This is a genomic window from Micromonospora sp. WMMD882 (genome assembly GCF_027497255.1).
GTDB lineage: Bacteria > Actinomycetota > Actinomycetes > Mycobacteriales > Micromonosporaceae > Micromonospora.
The window spans coordinates 2,168,027-2,185,830 of the sequence record NZ_CP114903.1 but is presented as its reverse complement, the minus strand read 5'-3'; the positions used below and the strand labels follow the sequence as shown (position 1 = coordinate 2,185,830).

The window sequence follows — 17,804 nt, the reverse complement described above, 5'->3', positions numbered from 1 at the left end:
ATAGTAGGTCGACGCTCGGAGTCGACCCGGGCGGAGTCCGCCGGCGGTGTCCGCCGTCGCGGCTGCGCCCGGGTCGGCTCCGGCGGTGACCCGTCAACACGCGTGGCCGGGTCGGCCGGCCCGCCACCCGCCGCCTACCACCAGCGGCGCGACCGCACAGGGAGACAGGACAGCCGTGGCACCACCTCAGGGACAGATGCGACCGGGACGGCAACTCGCCGTGCTCGGCGTCATCTTCGTCGTCCTCTATCTTTTGGTGTTCTTCGCGGGCGGGGCCAGCGGCGGCTGGAAGGACCGGCTAGAGCCCAAGCTCGGCCTGGACCTGGTCGGCGGCACCCGGCTCACGCTCGAGGCGACCAACACCGTCGACGGTCGCCCGCCGACCGCGGAGAACCTCGAAGAGGCCCGGCAGATCATCGAGAACCGGGTCAACGGGCTCGGGGTCGCCGAGGCCGAGGTGGTCACCGAGGGCAACCGGAACATCGTCATCTCGCTGCCCGGCGAGAACCGCGACCTGAGCGAGGTCGGCAGCGCCGCCGAGCTGCGGTTCCGCAAGGTGCTCAAGGTCGCCGACGGCAGCGGCGTGTCGGCCACCCCGCCGTCGGCCAGTCCCGCCCCGTCCGGCAGCCCGGCCGCGTCCGGCAGTCCCGCCCCCGCCGGCAGCCCGGCCGCGTCGCCCGCCGCCTCCGCGCAGGCCACCGCCTCGCCGGACGCCGGCGGCCAGGGCGGCGGCGCGCCGGCTCCCAGCGCCACCCCCGCGCCGAGCGCGTCGGCCGGCGCCTCCCCGGCCCCGAGCGCCAGCGCCGAGCCGGTGCCGCAGGGCATCGAGGAGCAGCGCAAGGCCGTCGAGCAGAAGGTCGGCGCCGCCGCCTGGCAGGCCGCCAACGGTCTCCAGGCCCCGGCCGACCTCAGCGCCGACCCGAGCCTGGCCGAGCGGCTCAAGCCGTTCGGCACGCTCACCCCGCGTGAGGTCGCGGTGCTGCCGGCGACGGTGCAGTTCAACGTCCCGACGATCACCTGCGAGCAGCTCGACAGCCGGCCTGCCGGCTCGATCAACGACGAGAAGCAGCAGGTGGTCGCCTGCGAGACGGGCGCGAAGTACCTGCTCGACGTGGCCAAGGTGCTCGGCACCGACGTCGAGGACGCCGATCCGGCCCTGGACCAGACCGGCCAGTGGGTGGTCAGCCTCAACTTCACCGGCTCCGGCCAGTCGAAGTGGACCGCGTTGACCCGCGAGGCGTTCAACAACGAGGGCCAGGCCTGCGACGCCTCCGCGCTCGGCCAGGACGGCAAGTGCCGGGTGGCGGTCGTCCTCGACAACAACGTGATCTCCTCGCCGGAGATCCAGGGCGTGCTCACCGGTGACTCGCAGATCACCGGCAGCTTCAACAACAAGACCGCCAGCGACCTGTCCAGCCAGCTCCGCTACGGCGCGCTGCCGGTGACCTTCGAGCCGCAGGAGCAGCAGAACGTCTCCGCCACGCTGGGCGACAGCCACCTGCGCGCCGGTCTGCTCGCCGCCGGCATCGGCATGCTGCTGGTCATCGTGTACGCGTTCTTCTACTACCGGCTGCTCGGCTCGGTCATCTTCCTGAGCCTGGTGCTGTCGGCGCTGCTGGTCTTCGGCGCGCTGGTCTTCCTCGGCCGGCAGATCGGCTTCACGCTGACTCTCGCCGGCATCGCCGGCATGATCGTCTCACTCGGCGTGGCGGCGGACTCGTTCGTCATCTACTTCGAGCGGCTCAAGGACGAGATCCGGGAGGGGCGCAGCCCCCGCAGCGCGGTGCCGCGCGCCTGGGTACGGGCCCGTCGGACGATCATCTCGGCGAACGCCATCACCATCCTGTCGGCCGTGGTGCTCTACATCGTCTCGGTCGGCGCGGTGAAGGGCTTCGCCTTCGCGCTGGGCCTGGCCACCGTGCTCGACCTGGTGGTGGTGTTCCTCTTCCGGCACCCGATCATGACGATGTTCGCCCGGACCCGGGCGTTCCTGTCCCCACGGGTCAGCGGCCTCGGCCGGGTCCTCCCGGCCAGGGGCGCCGAGCAGCCGTCCACCCGCAACCCGCGCGTCAAGGAGGCCTGAGATGGCCAAGAGTGGTCTGGCCACCCGGCTCTACCGGGGCGAGGCCGGTCTCGACATCGTCGGCCGGCGCAAGGTCTGGTTCTCCGTCGCGGGCGTGCTGATCCTGCTGGCGATCCTCAGCTTCGGCCTGCGCGGGTTCAGCCTGGGCATCGAGTTCAGCGGCGGCAACTCCTTCCAGGTGCCGGCCAGCGTCGGCACCCTGGAGCAGGCCGAGTCGACGCTGGAGGGGGTGCTGGCCGACGAGGGCGGCGGCGCCGAGCTGGTGACCGCGCAGGAGGTCGGCGGCCCCAGCGGCGACTTCTACGAGATGCGCACCTCGGCGCTGGACGCCCCGCAGGCCGAGGCGGTCACCGCCGCCCTGGCCGGGGAGTTCGGCCTGGACGCCAACCAGATCAGCGCCAACCGGGTCAGCGAGGCGTGGGGCAACCAGGTCACCTCCCGGGCCCTGCTCGGCCTGGTGATCTTCGTGGCGCTGGTGACGGTCTACCTGATCCTGCGCTTCGAGTGGCGGATGGCCGTCGCGGCGGTCGGCTCGCTCTTCCTCAACCTGGTCCTCACCGCCGGCATCTACTCCGCGGTCGGCTTCGAGGTGACCCCGTCGACGGTGATCGGCTTCCTCACCATCCTCGGTTTCGCCCTGTACGACGTCGTGGTGGTCTTCGACAAGGTCCAGGAGAACACCCGGGGCATCACCGCCAACAACAACCAGACGTACGGCGAGGCGGCGAACCTGGCCGTCAACCAGAGCCTGATGCGGTCGCTGAACACCTCGGTGGTCGCGTTGCTGCCGGTCGGCGGCCTGCTGTTCATCGGCGCCGGCCTGCTCGGCGCGGGCACCCTGAAGGACCTCGGCCTGGTGCTCTTCGTCGGTATGGCGGTGGCCTTCCTGACCTCGATCACCCTGGCCACCCCGCTGCTGGTGCTGCTGAAGAACCAGGAGCCCCGGATCCAGGCGCACAACAAGCGGATCGTGGCCCGTCGGGGCGCGATCGCCCGGGGCGAGGTCACGCCCAGGGGCACGCCCCGGGCCGCCGCCCCGGACGGCGACGAGCCGGTCGAGGTGGCGGACGCGGCGCTGGCGGGCGCGGCCCCCAAGGTGGGTGCCCGACCGACCGGCAAGAGGTCCGGCGGGGCCCGTGGCGGCCGTCCGGCCGGCGGCGGCGGCAACCGTCCCGGCGGCAAACGCCGCTGACCTGACGCCCACCCGGGCGACCGGATCCTCCGGCGTCCGTCACGCCACTTCGCCTGGCGTGACGGACGCCGGTGTCGTCCCGGCCGCCCGCTCGTTGGGCTGGGCAGAGCACAGAGCGCGGCGTCGGGTGGGGAGGATGCCATGCGGCCGGAGCAGGCAGCCCGGATGGCCACCGTCTACCGCGACCGTGGGTACGACGCCGATCCTCGCTACCACCCGGCCGAGCCCTCCCACCTCCAGCGGACGCACGACGTCGAGCGCCTGGTGATCCGCTCGCTGGTCCGGGCGGGTCTGGTGGCGCGGCTCGACCGCCTGCGGGTGCTGGACGTCGGCTGTGGCGACGCGCGGTGGTTCGGCCGTTGGCTCGCCTGGGGAGCGCTGCCGGACGGGCTCCACGGCATCGACGTCCGGGCGTCCGCCGTCGAGTCGGGCCGGCGGTCCTTTCCCGGCGTCGATCTGCGGGTCTCCGACGGAGACCGGCTGCCCTGGCCGGACGCGTCGTTCGACGTCGTCTACCAGTTCCTCGCGATGTCGAGCATGACGGATCCCGGTGACCGGGCCCTCGCCGCCGCGGAGATGCAGCGGGTGCTCCGGCCCGGCGGCCTGCTGATCTGGTACGACATGGCGGTGGACAATCCGGTCAACCGGGAGGTCCGCGGGGTGCCGCTACGGGAGGTCCGACGTCTCCACCCGACCCTGCGGCCCCTGCTGGTCAGGCGGACGTCCCTGGCGCCGCCGCTGGCCCGTCCCCTGGCGGCCCGGTCCTGGGCGGCGGCCCGGACGGTGGAGTTCCTGGCGCCCTTCCTGCGGCTGCACCTGTTCGCCGCGTTCACCGCGCCTGCTCCCGCCGGCGCCTCCGGCGTCGTCCTGCCGTCGGCCCGTCGACCCCTGGCGTCCCGCCCGACCTGAGCCACCCGCCGTCGTCCACCCGCGCCGCGTCGTTCATGCTGTCCGGGCAGACGCCGGGTCGTTGAAGGGGACAATCGTGACGGAGACCCACCACGGGGTACGCGGAGACAGCGGCCCGGCCGTCGCCGGGCTGGTGGCCGGCCGGCTGCTCGACGTGCCGGACTTCCCGAAGCCGGGCATCGTCTTCAAGGACCTGATGCCGCTCTTCGCCGACGGTCCGGTCTTCCGCGAGGTGGTCGACGGCATCGTGGCGTACCACGGTCGGGAGAGCTTCGACGTGGTGGCCGGCATCGAGGCGCGCGGGTTCGTGGTGGCGGCCGCCGTCGCGTACGCGACCGGGGTCGGGGTGGTGCCGGTGCGCAAGGCCGGGAAGCTGCCCCGGGCCACCCACCGCGCCGCCTACGCCCTGGAGTACGGCGAGGCGGCGCTGGAGGTGCACCGGGACGCGTTCACCGCCGGCCACCGGGTGCTGGTGGTCGACGACGTCCTGGCCACCGGGGGGACCGCCGAGGCGACCCTCGACCTGGTGGAACGGGCCGGCGGGACGGTGGCCGGGCTCACCGTCCTGCTGGAGTTGGCGTTCCTCGGTGGCCGTCAGCGGCTGGCGCCCCGCCCGGTCCATGCCCTGCTGACCGTTTGATCCGTCGCCGTCCGCGTCGATCCGGGCCGGCCGTCCGGCGGAGCGGCACGGCCCCGGCCCGACGGGTAGCATTGCCCCTTGCCGACCGGGCGGTCCGTCCGGCCGGCACGAGCGCGACACCGGCCCACCGGCCACGGTCGGCTCAATTCCGGCGAACGGTGGAGGAAGCCGGTGTCTCACGATGTCGTTCCTCTGGTGGAGGGCGCGGTGCATCCCACAGGTGACGCGGACAGCTCGACGACCGACCGGTCCGGTCTCGGGGCCGCCGGCGCGGCGGTGACGTCCGGCCCGGCGGCGTCCGGCCCGTCGGCGGCGTCCGGTGCGGTGGTGACGTCCGGCGCCGAGCTGACCCCACGGGCGGAGCAGGTCGCGGCCGACGAGCCCGACGGCGCCCCGGGAGGCGGGTTCGCCCTGGCGCACGCGCCCACCGGGCGGCGGGTCCGGGCCCGGCTGGCCCGGTTCAACGCGCCCTGGCAGACCTCGCAGGTCAGCGAGGTGCTGGAGCCGCTGATCTCCACCCACCGGGAGAACCACCCCAAGGCCGACGCCCGGCTGCTCCAGCGCGCCTTCGACATGGCCGCCCGCTGGCACTCCGGGCAGTACCGCAAGTCCGGCGACCCCTACATCACCCATCCGCTCGCGGTGGCCACCATCCTGGCCAACCTGGGCATGGACACCACCACCCTGGTGGCGGCGCTGCTGCACGACACGATCGAGGACACCGAGTACACCCTCGACCAGATGAAGGTCGACTTCGGCGGCGAGGTCGCGCTCCTGGTCGACGGGGTCACCAAGCTCGACAAGGTCAAGCTGGGCGACGCGGCCAAGGCCGAGACCATCCGCAAGATGGTCGTCGCGATGGCGAAGGACCCGCGGGTGCTGGTCATCAAGCTCGCCGACCGGCTGCACAACATGCGGACCCTGTCCTTCCTGCCCGCGCCGAAACGGGAGCAGAAGGCCAAGGAGACCCTGGAGATCCTCGCTCCGCTGGCCCACCGGCTCGGTATGAACACCATCAAGTGGGAGCTGGAGGACCTCGCCTTCGGGACGCTGTTCCCGAAGCGGTACGAGGAGATCCAACGGCTGATCGGGGAGCACCAGCCGCAGCGCGAGGCGTTGCTGCGCCAGGTGACCCAGAAGGTGCAGACCGACCTGAAGGCCGCCAAGATCAAGGCGGAGACCACCGGTCGGCCGAAGCACCTCTACTCGATCTACCAGAAGATGATCGTGCGGGGCCGCGACTTCAACGACATCTACGACCTGGTCGGGGTGCGGATCCTGGTCGACACGGTACGGGACTGCTACGCCGCGCTGGGCGTGATCCACGCGAACTGGCAGCCGGTGCCGGGCCGGTTCAAGGACTACATCGCGATGCCCAAGTTCAACATGTACCAGTCGTTGCACACGACGGTCATCGGGCCCACCGGCAAGCCGGTGGAGATGCAGATCCGCACGTACGCGATGCACCGCACCGCCGAGTTCGGCATCGCCGCGCACTGGAAGTACAAGGAGCAGAAGGGCACCCAGATCGTCGGCCCGCCGGCGCACATCGACGAGATGACCTGGCTGCGGCAGCTCCTGGACTGGCAGCGGGAGGCCGCCGACCCGAGCGAGTTCCTCGACGCGCTGCGCTTCGACCTGTCCAGCCAGGAGGTGTACGTCTTCACCCCGAAGGGCGACGTCATCCCGCTGCCGACCGGGTCGACGCCGGTGGACTTCGCGTACGCGGTGCACACCGAGGTCGGGCACAAGTGCATCGGGGCGCGCGTCAACGGCAAGCTGGTGCCGTTGGAGTCGACGCTGTCCAACGGCGACGTGATCGAGATCTTCACCTCGAAGTCCGAGAACGCCGGCCCCACGCAGGACTGGTTGGGCTTCGTCAAGAGCCCCCGGGCCCGGACGAAGATCCGCCAGTACTTCAACAAGGAGCGGCGCGAGGAGGCGATCGAGGCCGGCAAGGACTCGATCGTCAAGGCGATGCGCAAGCAGGGCATGCCGTTGCAGCGGATGCTCACCTCGGACGCGTTGATGACCATCGCCCGGGACCTGCACCTCGCCGACGTCGCCTCGCTCTACGCCGCCGTCGGGGACAGCCAGGTCTCCGCGCAGTCCGTGGTGCAGAAGCTGATGGCCACGTACGGCGGCGAGGAGGGCGCGGTCGAGGACATCGCCGAGACCGCCGTGGCCACCCGTCCGCCCCGGGGCCGGGCCGCCAGCCACGACCCGGGCGTGGTGGTCCGGGGGGTCAGCGACGTCTGGATCAAGCTGGCCCGCTGCTGCACGCCGGTGCCACCGGACACCGTGTTCGGTTTCGTGACCCGTTCCGGCGGGGTGAGCGTGCACCAGGACGACTGCGCCAACGCCGAGGACCTCCGGGCCCAGAGCGAACGGGTGGTCGAGGTGAGCTGGAAGCTCACCTCCGCCTCGACGTTCCTGGTGGCGATCCAGGTCGAGGCGCTGGACCGGCACAAGCTCCTCGCCGACGTGACCCGGGTGCTCTCCGAGGAACGGGTGAACATCCTCTCCGCGACGGTCACCACCACCCGGGACCGGGTCGCGGTGAGCCGGTTCAGCTTCGAGATGGCCGATCCGAAGCACCTCGGTCACCTGCTGGCCGCGGTCCGCAAGGTCGACGGCGTCTTCGACGCCTACCGGGTCACCTCCACCGCCTGACCCGGCCCGGCACGGAAAACGCGCGAAGGGGCCCGCCGGCTGTGCCGGCGGGCCCCTTCGTCCAGCGCGGTCAGCCGCCCTGGATCTCGCTCATGCTGAGCTTCTTGATGACGGTCTCCAGCTTCGGGTGACCGCCCCCGGCGCTCTCGCCGAACGCGTTGTCGTGCCCGGCCGCGCCGACCTTCTTGACGATGTCCATGCCCTCGGTGATCGTGCCGAGGACGGTGTAGCTCGGGTCGAGCTGCGAGTCGCCGTACACGATGAAGAACTGGCTGCCCGTGCTGCCCGGCTCGCTGGACTTGGCCATCGCGATGACGCCCTCCGGGTACGGCGGGCGCTCGTCGGTGGGCAGGTTCTCCTCGGCGAACCGGTAGTGCGGGCCGCCGGTGCCGTCGGTCTCCCGGTAGCCCTTGCCGGTGGCGCTCGGGTCACCGCACTGGAGCACCTTCAGCCCCTCGGTCACCAGCCGGTGGCACTTGGTGTTGTCGAAGAAGTTCTTGCTGGCCAGGTGGGTGAAGCTGGCCGCCGTGCAGGGCACCTTGGCGAGGTCGAGCTTGGCGGTGATCGGTCCCAGGTTGGTGTCGATCGTCATGATCTGGGTGCCCTTGTTCGGCTGCTGCGTGCCGGGCAGCCCGACGTCCTTGGTCTGCGGCGTCCGCTGCTCCGCCGGCGCCTCGTTCCAGACGCAGAGGGAGGTGCCGGCGGCGGCGGTGTTGGTGGCGTCGGTGTCGTCGTCGCCGAGGCTGGCGACGAGCCACACCGTGCCGGCGACGACGAGTAGCAGGGCCGCGCCGGCCCCGATGATCGCCTGCGTCTGACGACGCTTACGGGCCTTGGCGGCCCGCTCGGCCATCTCCCGTTCGAGTCGGGCCCGCGCCGCCGCGCGCTGCCGCTCTTTCGTGGACGTCACGGTCACTCCTCGTCGTGTCTCGGCGGTCACCGCCGCGGGTTTCGGGTGGATGCTCCGGTCAGCCGGCGTTCGGGCTGGCCGCCGGCGTGCCGGCGGCCGGGCTGGTCGGGGCGGGGGCCGGCGTGGCCTCCGGCGTGGTGGCCGGCTCGCCGACGGTGAGGCTCTGGATCACCACGTCGGTCTTCGGCTTGACCTTCTCCCCGGAACCATTGTCCACGGTTTCCAGGGCGCCGACCTTCTCCACCACGTCGAGGCCGCCGGTGACCTTCCCGATGACCGGGTACGCCGGCTCGGCCGGGCTGAAATCCTTGAAGAAGATCAGGAACTGGCTGCCGTTCGCGCCGGGCGGGTTGGCGATCATCGCCACCGTGCCCTTCGGGTACGCGGGCGGCTGCCCGGCCGCCGGGCTGGGCGACGGGGCGGTGGGGACGCTCTCGTTGACGAACGAGTAGGTGGGCCCGCCGAGGCCGGTGCCGCTGGGGTCGCCGCACCGCAGCGCGCCCTCGGCGGTGATCTCGTGGCAGGTGGTGTTGTCGTAGAACGACCGGCTGGCCAGGTGCCCGATGCTCGCGGCGGCGCACGGCGCGGCGGCGAGGTCCAGCTCGACGGTGACCGGACCGCCCTGGTTGGTGGTGACGGTCATCGGCCGGGTGCCGGAGGTGGGCAGGTCCTTGGTCGCCGGGGTGCCGACGTCCTTCAGGTTGGGGTTGCCGTCGGCGTTCTGCGGGGTCCAGGCGCAGACGTCCGGCGCGGCCTGGTTCTCCGCGGGGTCGCGGTCGAAGCCGCCCAGGGCCCACACGGAGCCGACCACGATCAGGACGAGCACCACCGCGGCGCCCACCGCCGCCTGGATCTGCCGGCGGCGCTTCGCCCGGGCCGCCCGACGGGCCATCTGCCGGTCGAGCTTCTCCCGTGCCAGCCTGCGCTGCCGGTCCCTGCTGGAGGCCACCCGCGCTCCCCTTCCTCTACCCTGGTCGTCGCGGCGGACGAGACGCCGGTAGCGTCCCGACGCGCGCCCCGCTTCCGGTCGCGGCGCGCCCGGTCCCGGTACGATCCCGGGGCGCACGCCCGTGCCTCGTGTCCGGGGCGCGCACGTGCGCCACGCCACACGCCCGCCAGAGTGTACGGGTAGCGGCTGGGAATGTGGGGTACCAGGTCGGTCAAGGGTTCTGTCGCCCTCGCTCACCGACCGCGTCGTCGTGCCCACCCGGGGTGGGTGTGCCCGTCGTGCCGCCCCGCCCGGATAGGCTGCGGAGGGTACGACACCGAGTGAGGGGAGCGGACGTTGTTCGTGGCCGGCTTTCCCGCGGACGCCTTCGGCACCAACTGTTACGTGGTCGCCACCGCGCCGGGGGAGCAGTGCGTCGTGGTCGACCCGGGCATCGGGGTGGTCGACCGACTCGACGACCTGCTCGCCGAGCACCGTCTGCATCCGGCCGCCGTGCTGCTCACCCACGGCCACCTCGACCACACCTTCTCGGTCGCCCCGGTCTGCGGGGCGCGGGGCATCACGGCGTACGTCCACCCCGACGACCGGGAGCTGCTGGCCGACCCGGCCAAGGCGCTCTCCATGGACCTCACCCAGCTCTTCGGCGGTCGCCTGCCGTACACCGAGCCGGAGGACGTCGCCGAGCTGACCGACGGGGCCACCCTCAGCCTGGCCGGGCTGGAGATCACGGTCGACCACGCGCCGGGCCATACCGGCGGGTCGGTGCTGTTCCGGTTGCCCGGCGCCGGCTCGTCCTGGGAGGCCGACCAGGTCTGTCTCTCCGGGGACGTGCTCTTCGCCGGCTCGATCGGCCGCACCGACCTGCCGGGCGGCAGCATGCCGACGATGGTGACCAGCCTCCGGGAGAAGATCCTCCCGCTGGCCGACGACACCGTCGTGCTGCCCGGCCACGGGCCCGCGACCACGATCGGCCGGGAGCGCGCGACCAACCCGTACCTCATCCAGGCCGCCGGTCCCGGCGGCGCGCGCCCGGCCACCCCCGACCGAGGCTGGTAGGAGCGCGCACCCCGCGGCGCGCGGGGTGTCGCGCCGTCACCCCGCGCCGTGCCGGCGCGGGAGTTCAAGGAGCACCGATGAGCAAGCCCACGCCCATCTCCGGCTTCCCGGAGTGGACGCCGTCGCAACGCATGATCGAGCAGTACGTCCTGGACCGGCTCCGCGGCACCTTCGAGCTGTACGGTTTCGCGCCGCTGGAGACCCGCGCGGTGGAGCCGCTGGACCAGCTCCTGCGCAAGGGGGAGACCTCCAAGGAGGTCTACGTGATCCGCCGGCTGCACGAGGAGGACGGCGCCGCCCCCGCCGCCGACGACGCCCTCGGCCTGCACTTCGACCTGACCGTGCCGTTCGCCCGGTACGTCCTGGAGAACGCGGGGAAGTTGCAGTTCCCGTTCCGCAGGTACCAGATCCAGAAGGTGTGGCGGGGCGAGCGCCCGCAGGAGGGCCGGTACCGGGAGTTCCTCCAGGCCGACATCGACATCGTCGACCGGGACACGCTCGCCGCGCACCACGAGGCGGAGATGCCGCTGGTGATCGGGGACGCGTTGCGTGGCCTGCCGATCCCGCCGGTGCGGATCCAGGTGAACAACCGCAAGGTCTGCGAGGGCTTCTACCTGGGTGTCGGGCTGACCGACCCGGAGGCCGCGCTGCGCGCCGTCGACAAGCTCGACAAGATCGGCCCGGACCGGGTCGTCGAGCTGCTCGGCGCGACGGCCGGGGCGAGCGAGTCGCAGGCGAAGGCGTGTCTGGCGCTGGCGCAGATCTCCGCCCCGGACGCGTCCTTCGCCGCCGAGGTGCGCTCCCTCGGGGTGTCGCACCCGCTGCTGGACACCGGCATCGAGGAGCTGACCCGGGTGGTGGAGACCGCGGCGGCGCACAGCCCGGGGCTCTGCGTTGCCGACCTGCGCATCGCCCGGGGCCTCGACTACTACACCGGCACGGTCTACGAGACCCAGTTGCAGGGCTTCGAGCGGTTCGGCTCGATCTGCTCGGGCGGCCGGTACGACAACCTGGCCAGCGCCGGCGCGAGCCGGTTCCCCGGGGTGGGCATCTCGATCGGGGTGAGCCGGCTGCTGGGCCTGCTCTTCGGCGCGGACCGGCTGACCGTGTCGCGCAGCGTGCCGACGTGTGTGCTGGTGGCGGTGCCGGCCGAGGAGCGGCGCGCGGAGACCGACCGGATCGCCCAGGCGCTGCGGGGCCGGGGGATCCCGTGCGAGGTGTCGCCGACCGCCGCCAAGTTCGGCAAGCAGATCCGGTACGCCGAGCGGCGCGGCATCCCGTACGTCTGGTTCCCCGGGGTCGACGGCGCGCCCGACGAGGTGAAGGACATCCGCTCGGGTGAACAGGTCACGGCGGACGCGGGGGAGTGGGGCCCACCCCGGGCGGACCTCGCGCCGCTGGTCAGTTGACTCGTTACTCGCGCGTACGGGTTAAAGTCCCTACGGTGGCGTAAGTTACGCCACCGTAGGGAGAACGAACTCGTGACGACCAGCGCCAGGCTCAGCCAGACCGCCCTGCTCATCGAACTCGAACCCGTCGTCGAGAAGAACCTGAACCGGCACCTGAGCGTGGCGAAGGAATGGTTCCCGCACGAGTACGTGCCGTGGAGCGAGGGGCGCACCTTCGACGGGCCGCTGGGCGGCGAGGCGTGGTCGCCGACCGACTCGACCATCCCCGAGGTGGCCCGGACGGCGCTGATCGTCAACCTCCTCACCGAGGACAACCTCCCCTCGTACCACCACCAGATCGCCACGTTGTTCGGGCCGGACGGGGCCTGGGGGCACTGGGTGGGTCGGTGGACGGCCGAGGAGGGGCGGCACGGCACCGCCATCCGCGACTACCTGACGGTGACCCGGGCGGTCGATCCGGTGGCTCTGGAGCGGGCCCGCATGGTGCACATGACGGCCGGCTACACCAACGCGCACGACGACGACGTCCTGCACTCGCTGGCGTACGTGTCGTTCCAGGAGTTGGCCACCCGGATCTCGCACCGCAACACCGGCCGGGTGACCGGTGACCCGAACTGCGAGGCCCTGCTGGCCCGGGTGGCCGCCGACGAGAACCTGCACATGGTGTTCTACCGCAACCTGCTCGCCGCGGCCTTCGAGGTGGCCCCCAGTCAGGCGATGCGCGCGGTGGCCGACGTGCTGGGCGACTTCTCGATGCCGGGGGTGGGCATCGAGGGTTTCGCCCGCAAGTCGGTGGCGATCGCGTTGGCCGGCATCTACGACCTGCGCCAGCACCGTGACGACGTGGTCGCCCCGGTGCTGCGCCAGTGGGACGTCTTCAACGTCTCCGGCCTGGACGCCGACGGGGAGACCGCCCGGGACCAGATCGCCGCCCACCTCGACACCCTGGAGCAGCAGGCGTCCCGGTTCGAGGAGAAGCGCGCCGCCCGCGCCGCCCGCCTCACCCCCACCTCCGGCGCGTCGACCTAGATCGGCATTCCGGCGGGGCCGGGGGCGGGCGGGTGGGGGAATATAGACGATCATCGGGGGCGGTGGTGTTGCTGGCGGGTTACCGGATTCTTGCGGGCTAGCTGGGCAAAGAGGGTCTTGCAGATGAACTTAAATATGTGAATACTTCTGCTCACCTGATCGGCTCCCCCAGGCCGGTCGGGTGGTCCCGGGCACTGCCGAACGGTGTGCCCCCACCCCTCTTTGGAGGATGTACATGCGACCCACGAGGTCCACTCTCCGCCGCGCCGCCACCGTCGCCTTCGCCGGAACCCTGGTCGCCGGTACGCTGCTCGGCGCGCCGGCCCAGGCCGCCCCCGCGGCCGCGGCCTCCGCCGACGCCGCCGCCAGCCTGGCCGAACGGCTCGGTGACCGCTCCGCCGGCGTCTACGCCGACGCCACCGGCAAGATGGTCGTGACCGTCACCGACGCCGCCGCCGCGCGTCAGGTCACCGCCGCCGGCGCGACTCCGAAGATCGTCAAGCGGGGGGCCGCCGAGCTGCGGCGGGCCACCACCGAGCTGGACCGCTCCGTGTGGGTCCCGGGCACCGCCTGGTGGAGCGACCCGGTGACCAACCAGGTCGTGGTCTCCGTCGACAGCACCGTCACCGGCGCCAAGCTGGAGAAGGTCAAGGCCGTCACCGCCAAGCTCGGCGGCACGGTCCGGATCGAGACCGAGGCCGGCGTGCTGAGCACCCGGATCTCGGGCGGCCAGGCCATCTACGCCGGTGGCGGCGGCCGCTGCTCGCTGGGCTTCAACGTCCGCAGCGGCAGCACCTACTACTTCCTGACCGCCGGGCACTGCACCAACATCTCGTCGAGCTGGTACAGCAACTCCGCCCAGACCAGCCTGCTGGGCTCCCGCGCCGGCACCAGCTTCCCCGGCAACGACTACGGCATCGTCCGGCACAACAACTCGGCAAACGCCGCCGGCAACGTGTCGCTGTACAACGGCACCACCCGGGACATCACCGGCGCCGCCAACGCGACCGTCGGCCAGTCGGCGCAGCGCTCCGGCAGCACCACCGGTCTGCGTAGCGGCTCGGTGTCCGCCCTCAACGCCACGGTCAACTACGCCGAGGGCCGGGTCAGCGGCCTGATCCGTACCAACATCTGCGCCGAGCCGGGCGACAGCGGCGGCTCGCTGTTCAGCGGCGGCACCGCGCTGGGCCTGACCTCCGGCGGCAGCGGCAACTGCCGCACCGGTGGCACCACCTACTTCCAGCCGGTCACCGAGGCGCTGAGCGTCTACGGGGTCAGCGTCTTCTGATCCGTACCGGGATCATCCGGTAGATCGACCCCGGAGCGGGCCGTCGGACACCCGGCGGCCCGCTTCCGCGCGCGACGAGGGGTTGCCCGCCCGGGCCCGGGGTACCGTCCGCCCGGTGAGCGTCCCCGCACCACACGTCCCCGCACCGAGCGCATCGGCCTGGGCCCCGCTGCGGCTGACCGCGTTCCGCGGTCTCTGGCTGGCCGTGCTGGCCAGCAACGTCGGCACCTGGATGCAGACCGTGGGCGCCCAGTGGCTCCTGGTCGACCAGCCCGGCGCGGCGACCCTGGTGGCTCTGGTGCAGACCGCCGGCATGCTCCCGGTGCTGCTGCTCGCCCTGCCCGCCGGGGCGTTGGCCGACACCTTCGACAGGCGTCGGCTGCTGATCGCCGTGCAGGTCTTCCTCGCCGCGGTGGGCCTCCTGCTGACCGTGCTGACCGCCGTCGGTCGGATGCCGCCGGCGCTGCTGCTCACCCTCACCTTCGCCATCGGGGTCGGGCAGGCGCTCACCCTGCCGGCCTGGCAGGCGGTCATCCCGGAGCTGGTGCCCCGGGAGCAGATCGTCTCCGCGTCCGCGCTCGGCTCGATAAGCGTCAACCTGGCCCGGTCGGTCGGCCCGGCGGTGGCCGGGGTGCTGGTCGCGCAGGCCGGCGTGGCCGTGGTCTTCGGCGTCAACGCGTTCTCCTTCGCGGTCTTCGCGGTGGCCCTGCTGCGCTGGCGGCCGGACCGCCCCGAGGGCGGCCCGATGCCGGAACGGTTCACCGCGGCGCTGCGCGCCGGTGGCCGGTACGTGCGGCACTCCCCGGTGGTCCGCCGGATCCTGCTGCGCGCCGCCCTGTTCGTGGTGCCGGGCAGCGCGTTGTGGGCGCTGCTGCCGCTGGTCGCCAGCCGGCGGCTGGCGATGGGCTCCAGCGGGTACGGCGTGCTGCTGGCCGCCCTCGGTCTCGGCGCGGTCGCCGGCGCGCTGGTGCTGCCCCGGCTGCGTCTGGCGTTGTCCAGCAACCAGTTGCTGCTGCTGGCCGGGCTGGTCTTCGCCGGCGCCCTGCTGGTGCTGGCCTGGGTGCCGCAGCCGGTGGCGGTCACCGTGGCGCTGCTGCCCGCCGGGCTGGCCTGGATGACCGTCCTCTCCAGCGTCAACGCCGCCATGCAGCTCTTCCTGCCCGGCTGGGTCCGGGCCCGCGGCCTGTCGGTCTACCAGATGGTGTTCGCCGGCGGGCAGGCGCTCGGCGCCCTCGCCTGGGGCGCGCTGGGCGAGTTGGCCGGTCTGGTCGTCGCGCTGGCCGTGGCCGGGGTGGTGATGGCGGGGTGCGCGGTCAGCGTGCTGGCCTGGCCGCTGCGCGACACCCGGGACGTCAACCGGGACCCGGCCAGCTACTGGCCGGAGCCGCACCTGACCCTGCCCGCGCACCCGCGCACCGGGCCGGTGCTGGTCACCGTGGCCTACACGGTGCCGCCCGAGCGGCAGGCGGAGTTCGTCGAGGCGATGCGGGCGGTGGGGCGCTCACGGCGGCGTACCGGGGCGATGCGGTGGGGCCTGTTCCGGGCCGGGGAGCGGGAACACGGTTTCGTGGAGGTCTACCAGGTGCCGTCCTGGGAGGAGCACCTGCGTCAGCACGGCGGGCGGATGACCGGGGCGGACCAGGCGGCCGAGGAGCGCGCCCGGGCTCTCCTGGCGGGCGAGCCCGAGGTCACCCACCTCCTCCCCGCCGATCCCGACAGGGGGTGAGGAGGGCCCGTGCCGGTCCGCCGGGGCGCGTCGGGACGCCGGGAGGGGCGGGGTGCGGGCGGGGCGGGGCGGGGCTGACAGAATGCGGGGGGCAGACCGTTCGTAGACGAGGAGACGCAAGTCGTGATCCGTACCCATGACGCCGGCAGCCTGCGGGCCACGGACGCCGGCACCACGGTGACGCTCGCCGGGTGGGTGGCCCGCCGGCGTGACCACGGCGGGGTCATCTTCGTCGACCTGCGCGACGGCTCCGGCGTGGTGCAGGTGGTCTTCCGGGAGGAGGACGCGCACGCGCTGCGCAACGAGTTCTGTGTGGCGGTCACCGGTGAGGTGACCCGCCGGCCCGAGGGCAACGAGAACCCGGAGCTGCCCACCGGTGAGATCGAGGTGACGGCGAGCGCCCTGACGGTGCTCTCCGAGGCGGCCCCGCTGCCGCTGCCGGTGGACGACCAGGTCGAGGCCGGTGACGACGTCCGGCTCCGCTACCGCTACCTGGACCTGCGGCGCGGCGGCCCGGCGCGGGCCATGCGGCTGCGCTCCCGGGCCAACCAGCTCGCCCGCAAGGTGCTGCACGAGCGGGACTTCCTGGAGATCGAGACCCCGACGCTGACCCGGTCCACCCCGGAGGGCGCGCGGGACTTCCTCGTCCCGGTCCGGCTCCAGCCGGGTAGCTGGTACGCGCTGCCGCAGTCCCCGCAGTTGTTCAAGCAGTTGCTGATGGTCGGCGGCATGGAGCGGTACTACCAGATCGCCCGCTGCTACCGGGACGAGGACTTCCGCGCCGACCGGCAGCCGGAGTTCACCCAGCTCGACATCGAGATGTCCTTCGTCACCGAGGACGACGTGATCGACCTCGGCGAGGCGATCGTCGCGGAGCTGTGGCGGGACCTCGCCGGCCACGGGATCTCCCGGCCGATCCCGCGGATCACCTGGCACGACGCGATGGCCCGGTACGGCTCCGACAAGCCCGACCTGCGCTACGGGGTCGAGCTGACCGAGCTCACCGACTACCTGCGCGGCACCGCGTTCCGGGTGTTCGCCGGCGCGATCGACGCCGGTGGGTACGTCGGCGCGGTGGTCATGCCGGGCGGGGCCGCGCAGAGTCGCAAGGAGCTGGACGGCTGGCAGGACTGGGCGAAGGCGCGGGGCGCGAAGGGCCTGGCGTACGTGGTGCTCGACGCCGAGAGCGGCGAGGCGCGCGGCCCGGTGGCGAAGAACCTCTCCGCCGAGCACCTGGCCGGGCTGGCCGACGCGGTCGGCGCGAAGCCGGGCGACGCGGTCTTCTTCGCGGCCAGCCCGAACGTCCGTGAGGCGCAGGAGCTGCTCGGCGCGGCCCGGGTGGAGATCGCCCGGCGGGCCGGCCTGGTCGACGAGAGCGCCTGGGCGTTCTGCTGGGTGGTCGACGCGCCGATGTTCGAGCGCACGGACGACGGCGGCTGGACGGCCGTGCACCACCCGTTCACCTCGCCGAACGCCGAGTGGGTGGACCGGTTCGAGGAGGCCCCCGACCGGGCGTTGGCCTACGCGTACGACATCGTCTGCAACGGCAACGAGATCGGCGGCGGCTCGATCCGTATCCACCGTGGCGACGTGCAGCGTCGGGTGTTCGACCTGCTCGGCATCACGCCGGAGGAGGCGCAGGACAAGTTCGGCTTCCTGCTGGAGGCGTTCAAGTTCGGGCCGCCGCCGCACGGCGGCATCGCGTTCGGCTGGGACCGGGTGTGCATGCTGCTGGCCGGGGCGGACTCGATCCGTGAGGTGATCGCGTTCCCGAAGACCCGGGGCGGGTTCGACCCGCTGACCGGCGCGCCGACCCCGATCACCGGGCAGCAGCGGGCCGAGGCGGGCATCGACGCCAAGCCGAAGGCGCCGGCCGCCGCGCAGCCCGGCACCGCCGGCCCGGCCGTCCCGGTGGCCGACCCCACCTGATCCCACTCCGT

General features: G+C 72.7%; 13 protein-coding genes. 11 read left to right on the top strand and 2 right to left on the bottom strand.

Annotated elements, in window-relative coordinates:
• Positions 1-175 precede the first annotated feature (175 nt).
• From secD to O7606_RS08615, 5 genes are all read left to right on the top strand, one after another.
• Positions 176-2,083, top strand: coding sequence for a protein translocase subunit SecD (secD, locus tag O7606_RS08635; protein ID WP_281598534.1), 1,908 nt, complete (start codon positions 176-178; stop codon positions 2,081-2,083).
• 1 nt (position 2,084) lies between these two features.
• The gene (gene secF / locus O7606_RS08630; protein WP_281598533.1) at positions 2,085-3,275 is read left to right on the top strand and encodes a protein translocase subunit SecF; all 1,191 of its coding nucleotides are present in this window, start codon (positions 2,085-2,087) and stop codon (positions 3,273-3,275) included.
• A gap of 141 nt (positions 3,276-3,416) precedes the next feature.
• Positions 3,417-4,184 (top strand): class I SAM-dependent methyltransferase, encoded by a 768-nt coding sequence (locus tag O7606_RS08625; RefSeq protein WP_281598532.1) that lies wholly within the window; start codon positions 3,417-3,419, stop codon positions 4,182-4,184.
• Positions 4,185-4,260: 76 nt separating this feature from the next.
• Positions 4,261-4,824: an adenine phosphoribosyltransferase gene (locus O7606_RS08620; RefSeq protein WP_281598531.1), complete on the top strand. Its 564-nt coding sequence runs from the start codon at positions 4,261-4,263 to the stop codon at positions 4,822-4,824.
• A gap of 195 nt (positions 4,825-5,019) precedes the next feature.
• Positions 5,020-7,497, top strand: a complete 2,478-nt coding sequence (locus tag O7606_RS08615) for a RelA/SpoT family protein (RefSeq protein ID WP_281599563.1) — start codon at positions 5,020-5,022, stop codon at positions 7,495-7,497.
• A gap of 70 nt (positions 7,498-7,567) precedes the next feature.
• Here O7606_RS08615 and O7606_RS08610 read toward each other — a convergent pair whose 3' ends face one another.
• Positions 7,568-8,407: a peptidylprolyl isomerase gene (locus O7606_RS08610; protein WP_281598530.1), complete on the bottom strand. Its 840-nt coding sequence runs from the start codon at positions 8,405-8,407 to the stop codon at positions 7,568-7,570.
• A 58-nt stretch (positions 8,408-8,465) separates the two neighbouring features.
• On the bottom strand, positions 8,466-9,356 hold the full coding sequence (locus O7606_RS08605) for a peptidylprolyl isomerase (RefSeq protein ID WP_281598529.1): 891 nt from the start codon (positions 9,354-9,356) through the stop codon (positions 8,466-8,468).
• 336 nt (positions 9,357-9,692) lie between these two features.
• Here O7606_RS08605 and O7606_RS08600 point away from each other — a divergent pair, with 336 nt between their 5' ends.
• The 6 genes from O7606_RS08600 (at position 9,693) to aspS (ending at position 17,793) form a co-directional block, all read left to right on the top strand.
• Positions 9,693-10,412, top strand: coding sequence for an MBL fold metallo-hydrolase (locus O7606_RS08600; protein WP_281598528.1), 720 nt, complete (start codon positions 9,693-9,695; stop codon positions 10,410-10,412).
• A 77-nt stretch (positions 10,413-10,489) separates the two neighbouring features.
• The gene (gene hisS, locus O7606_RS08595) at positions 10,490-11,821 is read left to right on the top strand and encodes a histidine--tRNA ligase (RefSeq protein ID WP_281598527.1); all 1,332 of its coding nucleotides are present in this window, start codon (positions 10,490-10,492) and stop codon (positions 11,819-11,821) included.
• A gap of 72 nt (positions 11,822-11,893) precedes the next feature.
• Positions 11,894-12,850 carry an acyl-ACP desaturase gene (locus tag O7606_RS08590; RefSeq protein WP_281598526.1) on the top strand — a complete coding sequence of 319 codons (957 nt, stop codon included), beginning with the start codon at positions 11,894-11,896 and terminating at the stop codon, positions 12,848-12,850.
• 235 nt (positions 12,851-13,085) lie between these two features.
• Positions 13,086-14,138 carry a S1 family peptidase gene (locus tag O7606_RS08585; protein WP_281598525.1) on the top strand — a complete coding sequence of 351 codons (1,053 nt, stop codon included), beginning with the start codon at positions 13,086-13,088 and terminating at the stop codon, positions 14,136-14,138.
• A gap of 115 nt (positions 14,139-14,253) precedes the next feature.
• Complete coding sequence (locus O7606_RS08580; RefSeq protein ID WP_281598524.1) at positions 14,254-15,864, top strand: MFS transporter; 1,611 nt, start codon at positions 14,254-14,256, stop codon at positions 15,862-15,864.
• 123 nt (positions 15,865-15,987) lie between these two features.
• Positions 15,988-17,793 (top strand): aspartate--tRNA ligase, encoded by a 1,806-nt coding sequence (gene aspS / locus O7606_RS08575; RefSeq protein WP_281598523.1) that lies wholly within the window; start codon positions 15,988-15,990, stop codon positions 17,791-17,793.
• Positions 17,794-17,804: the final 11 nt, after the last annotated feature.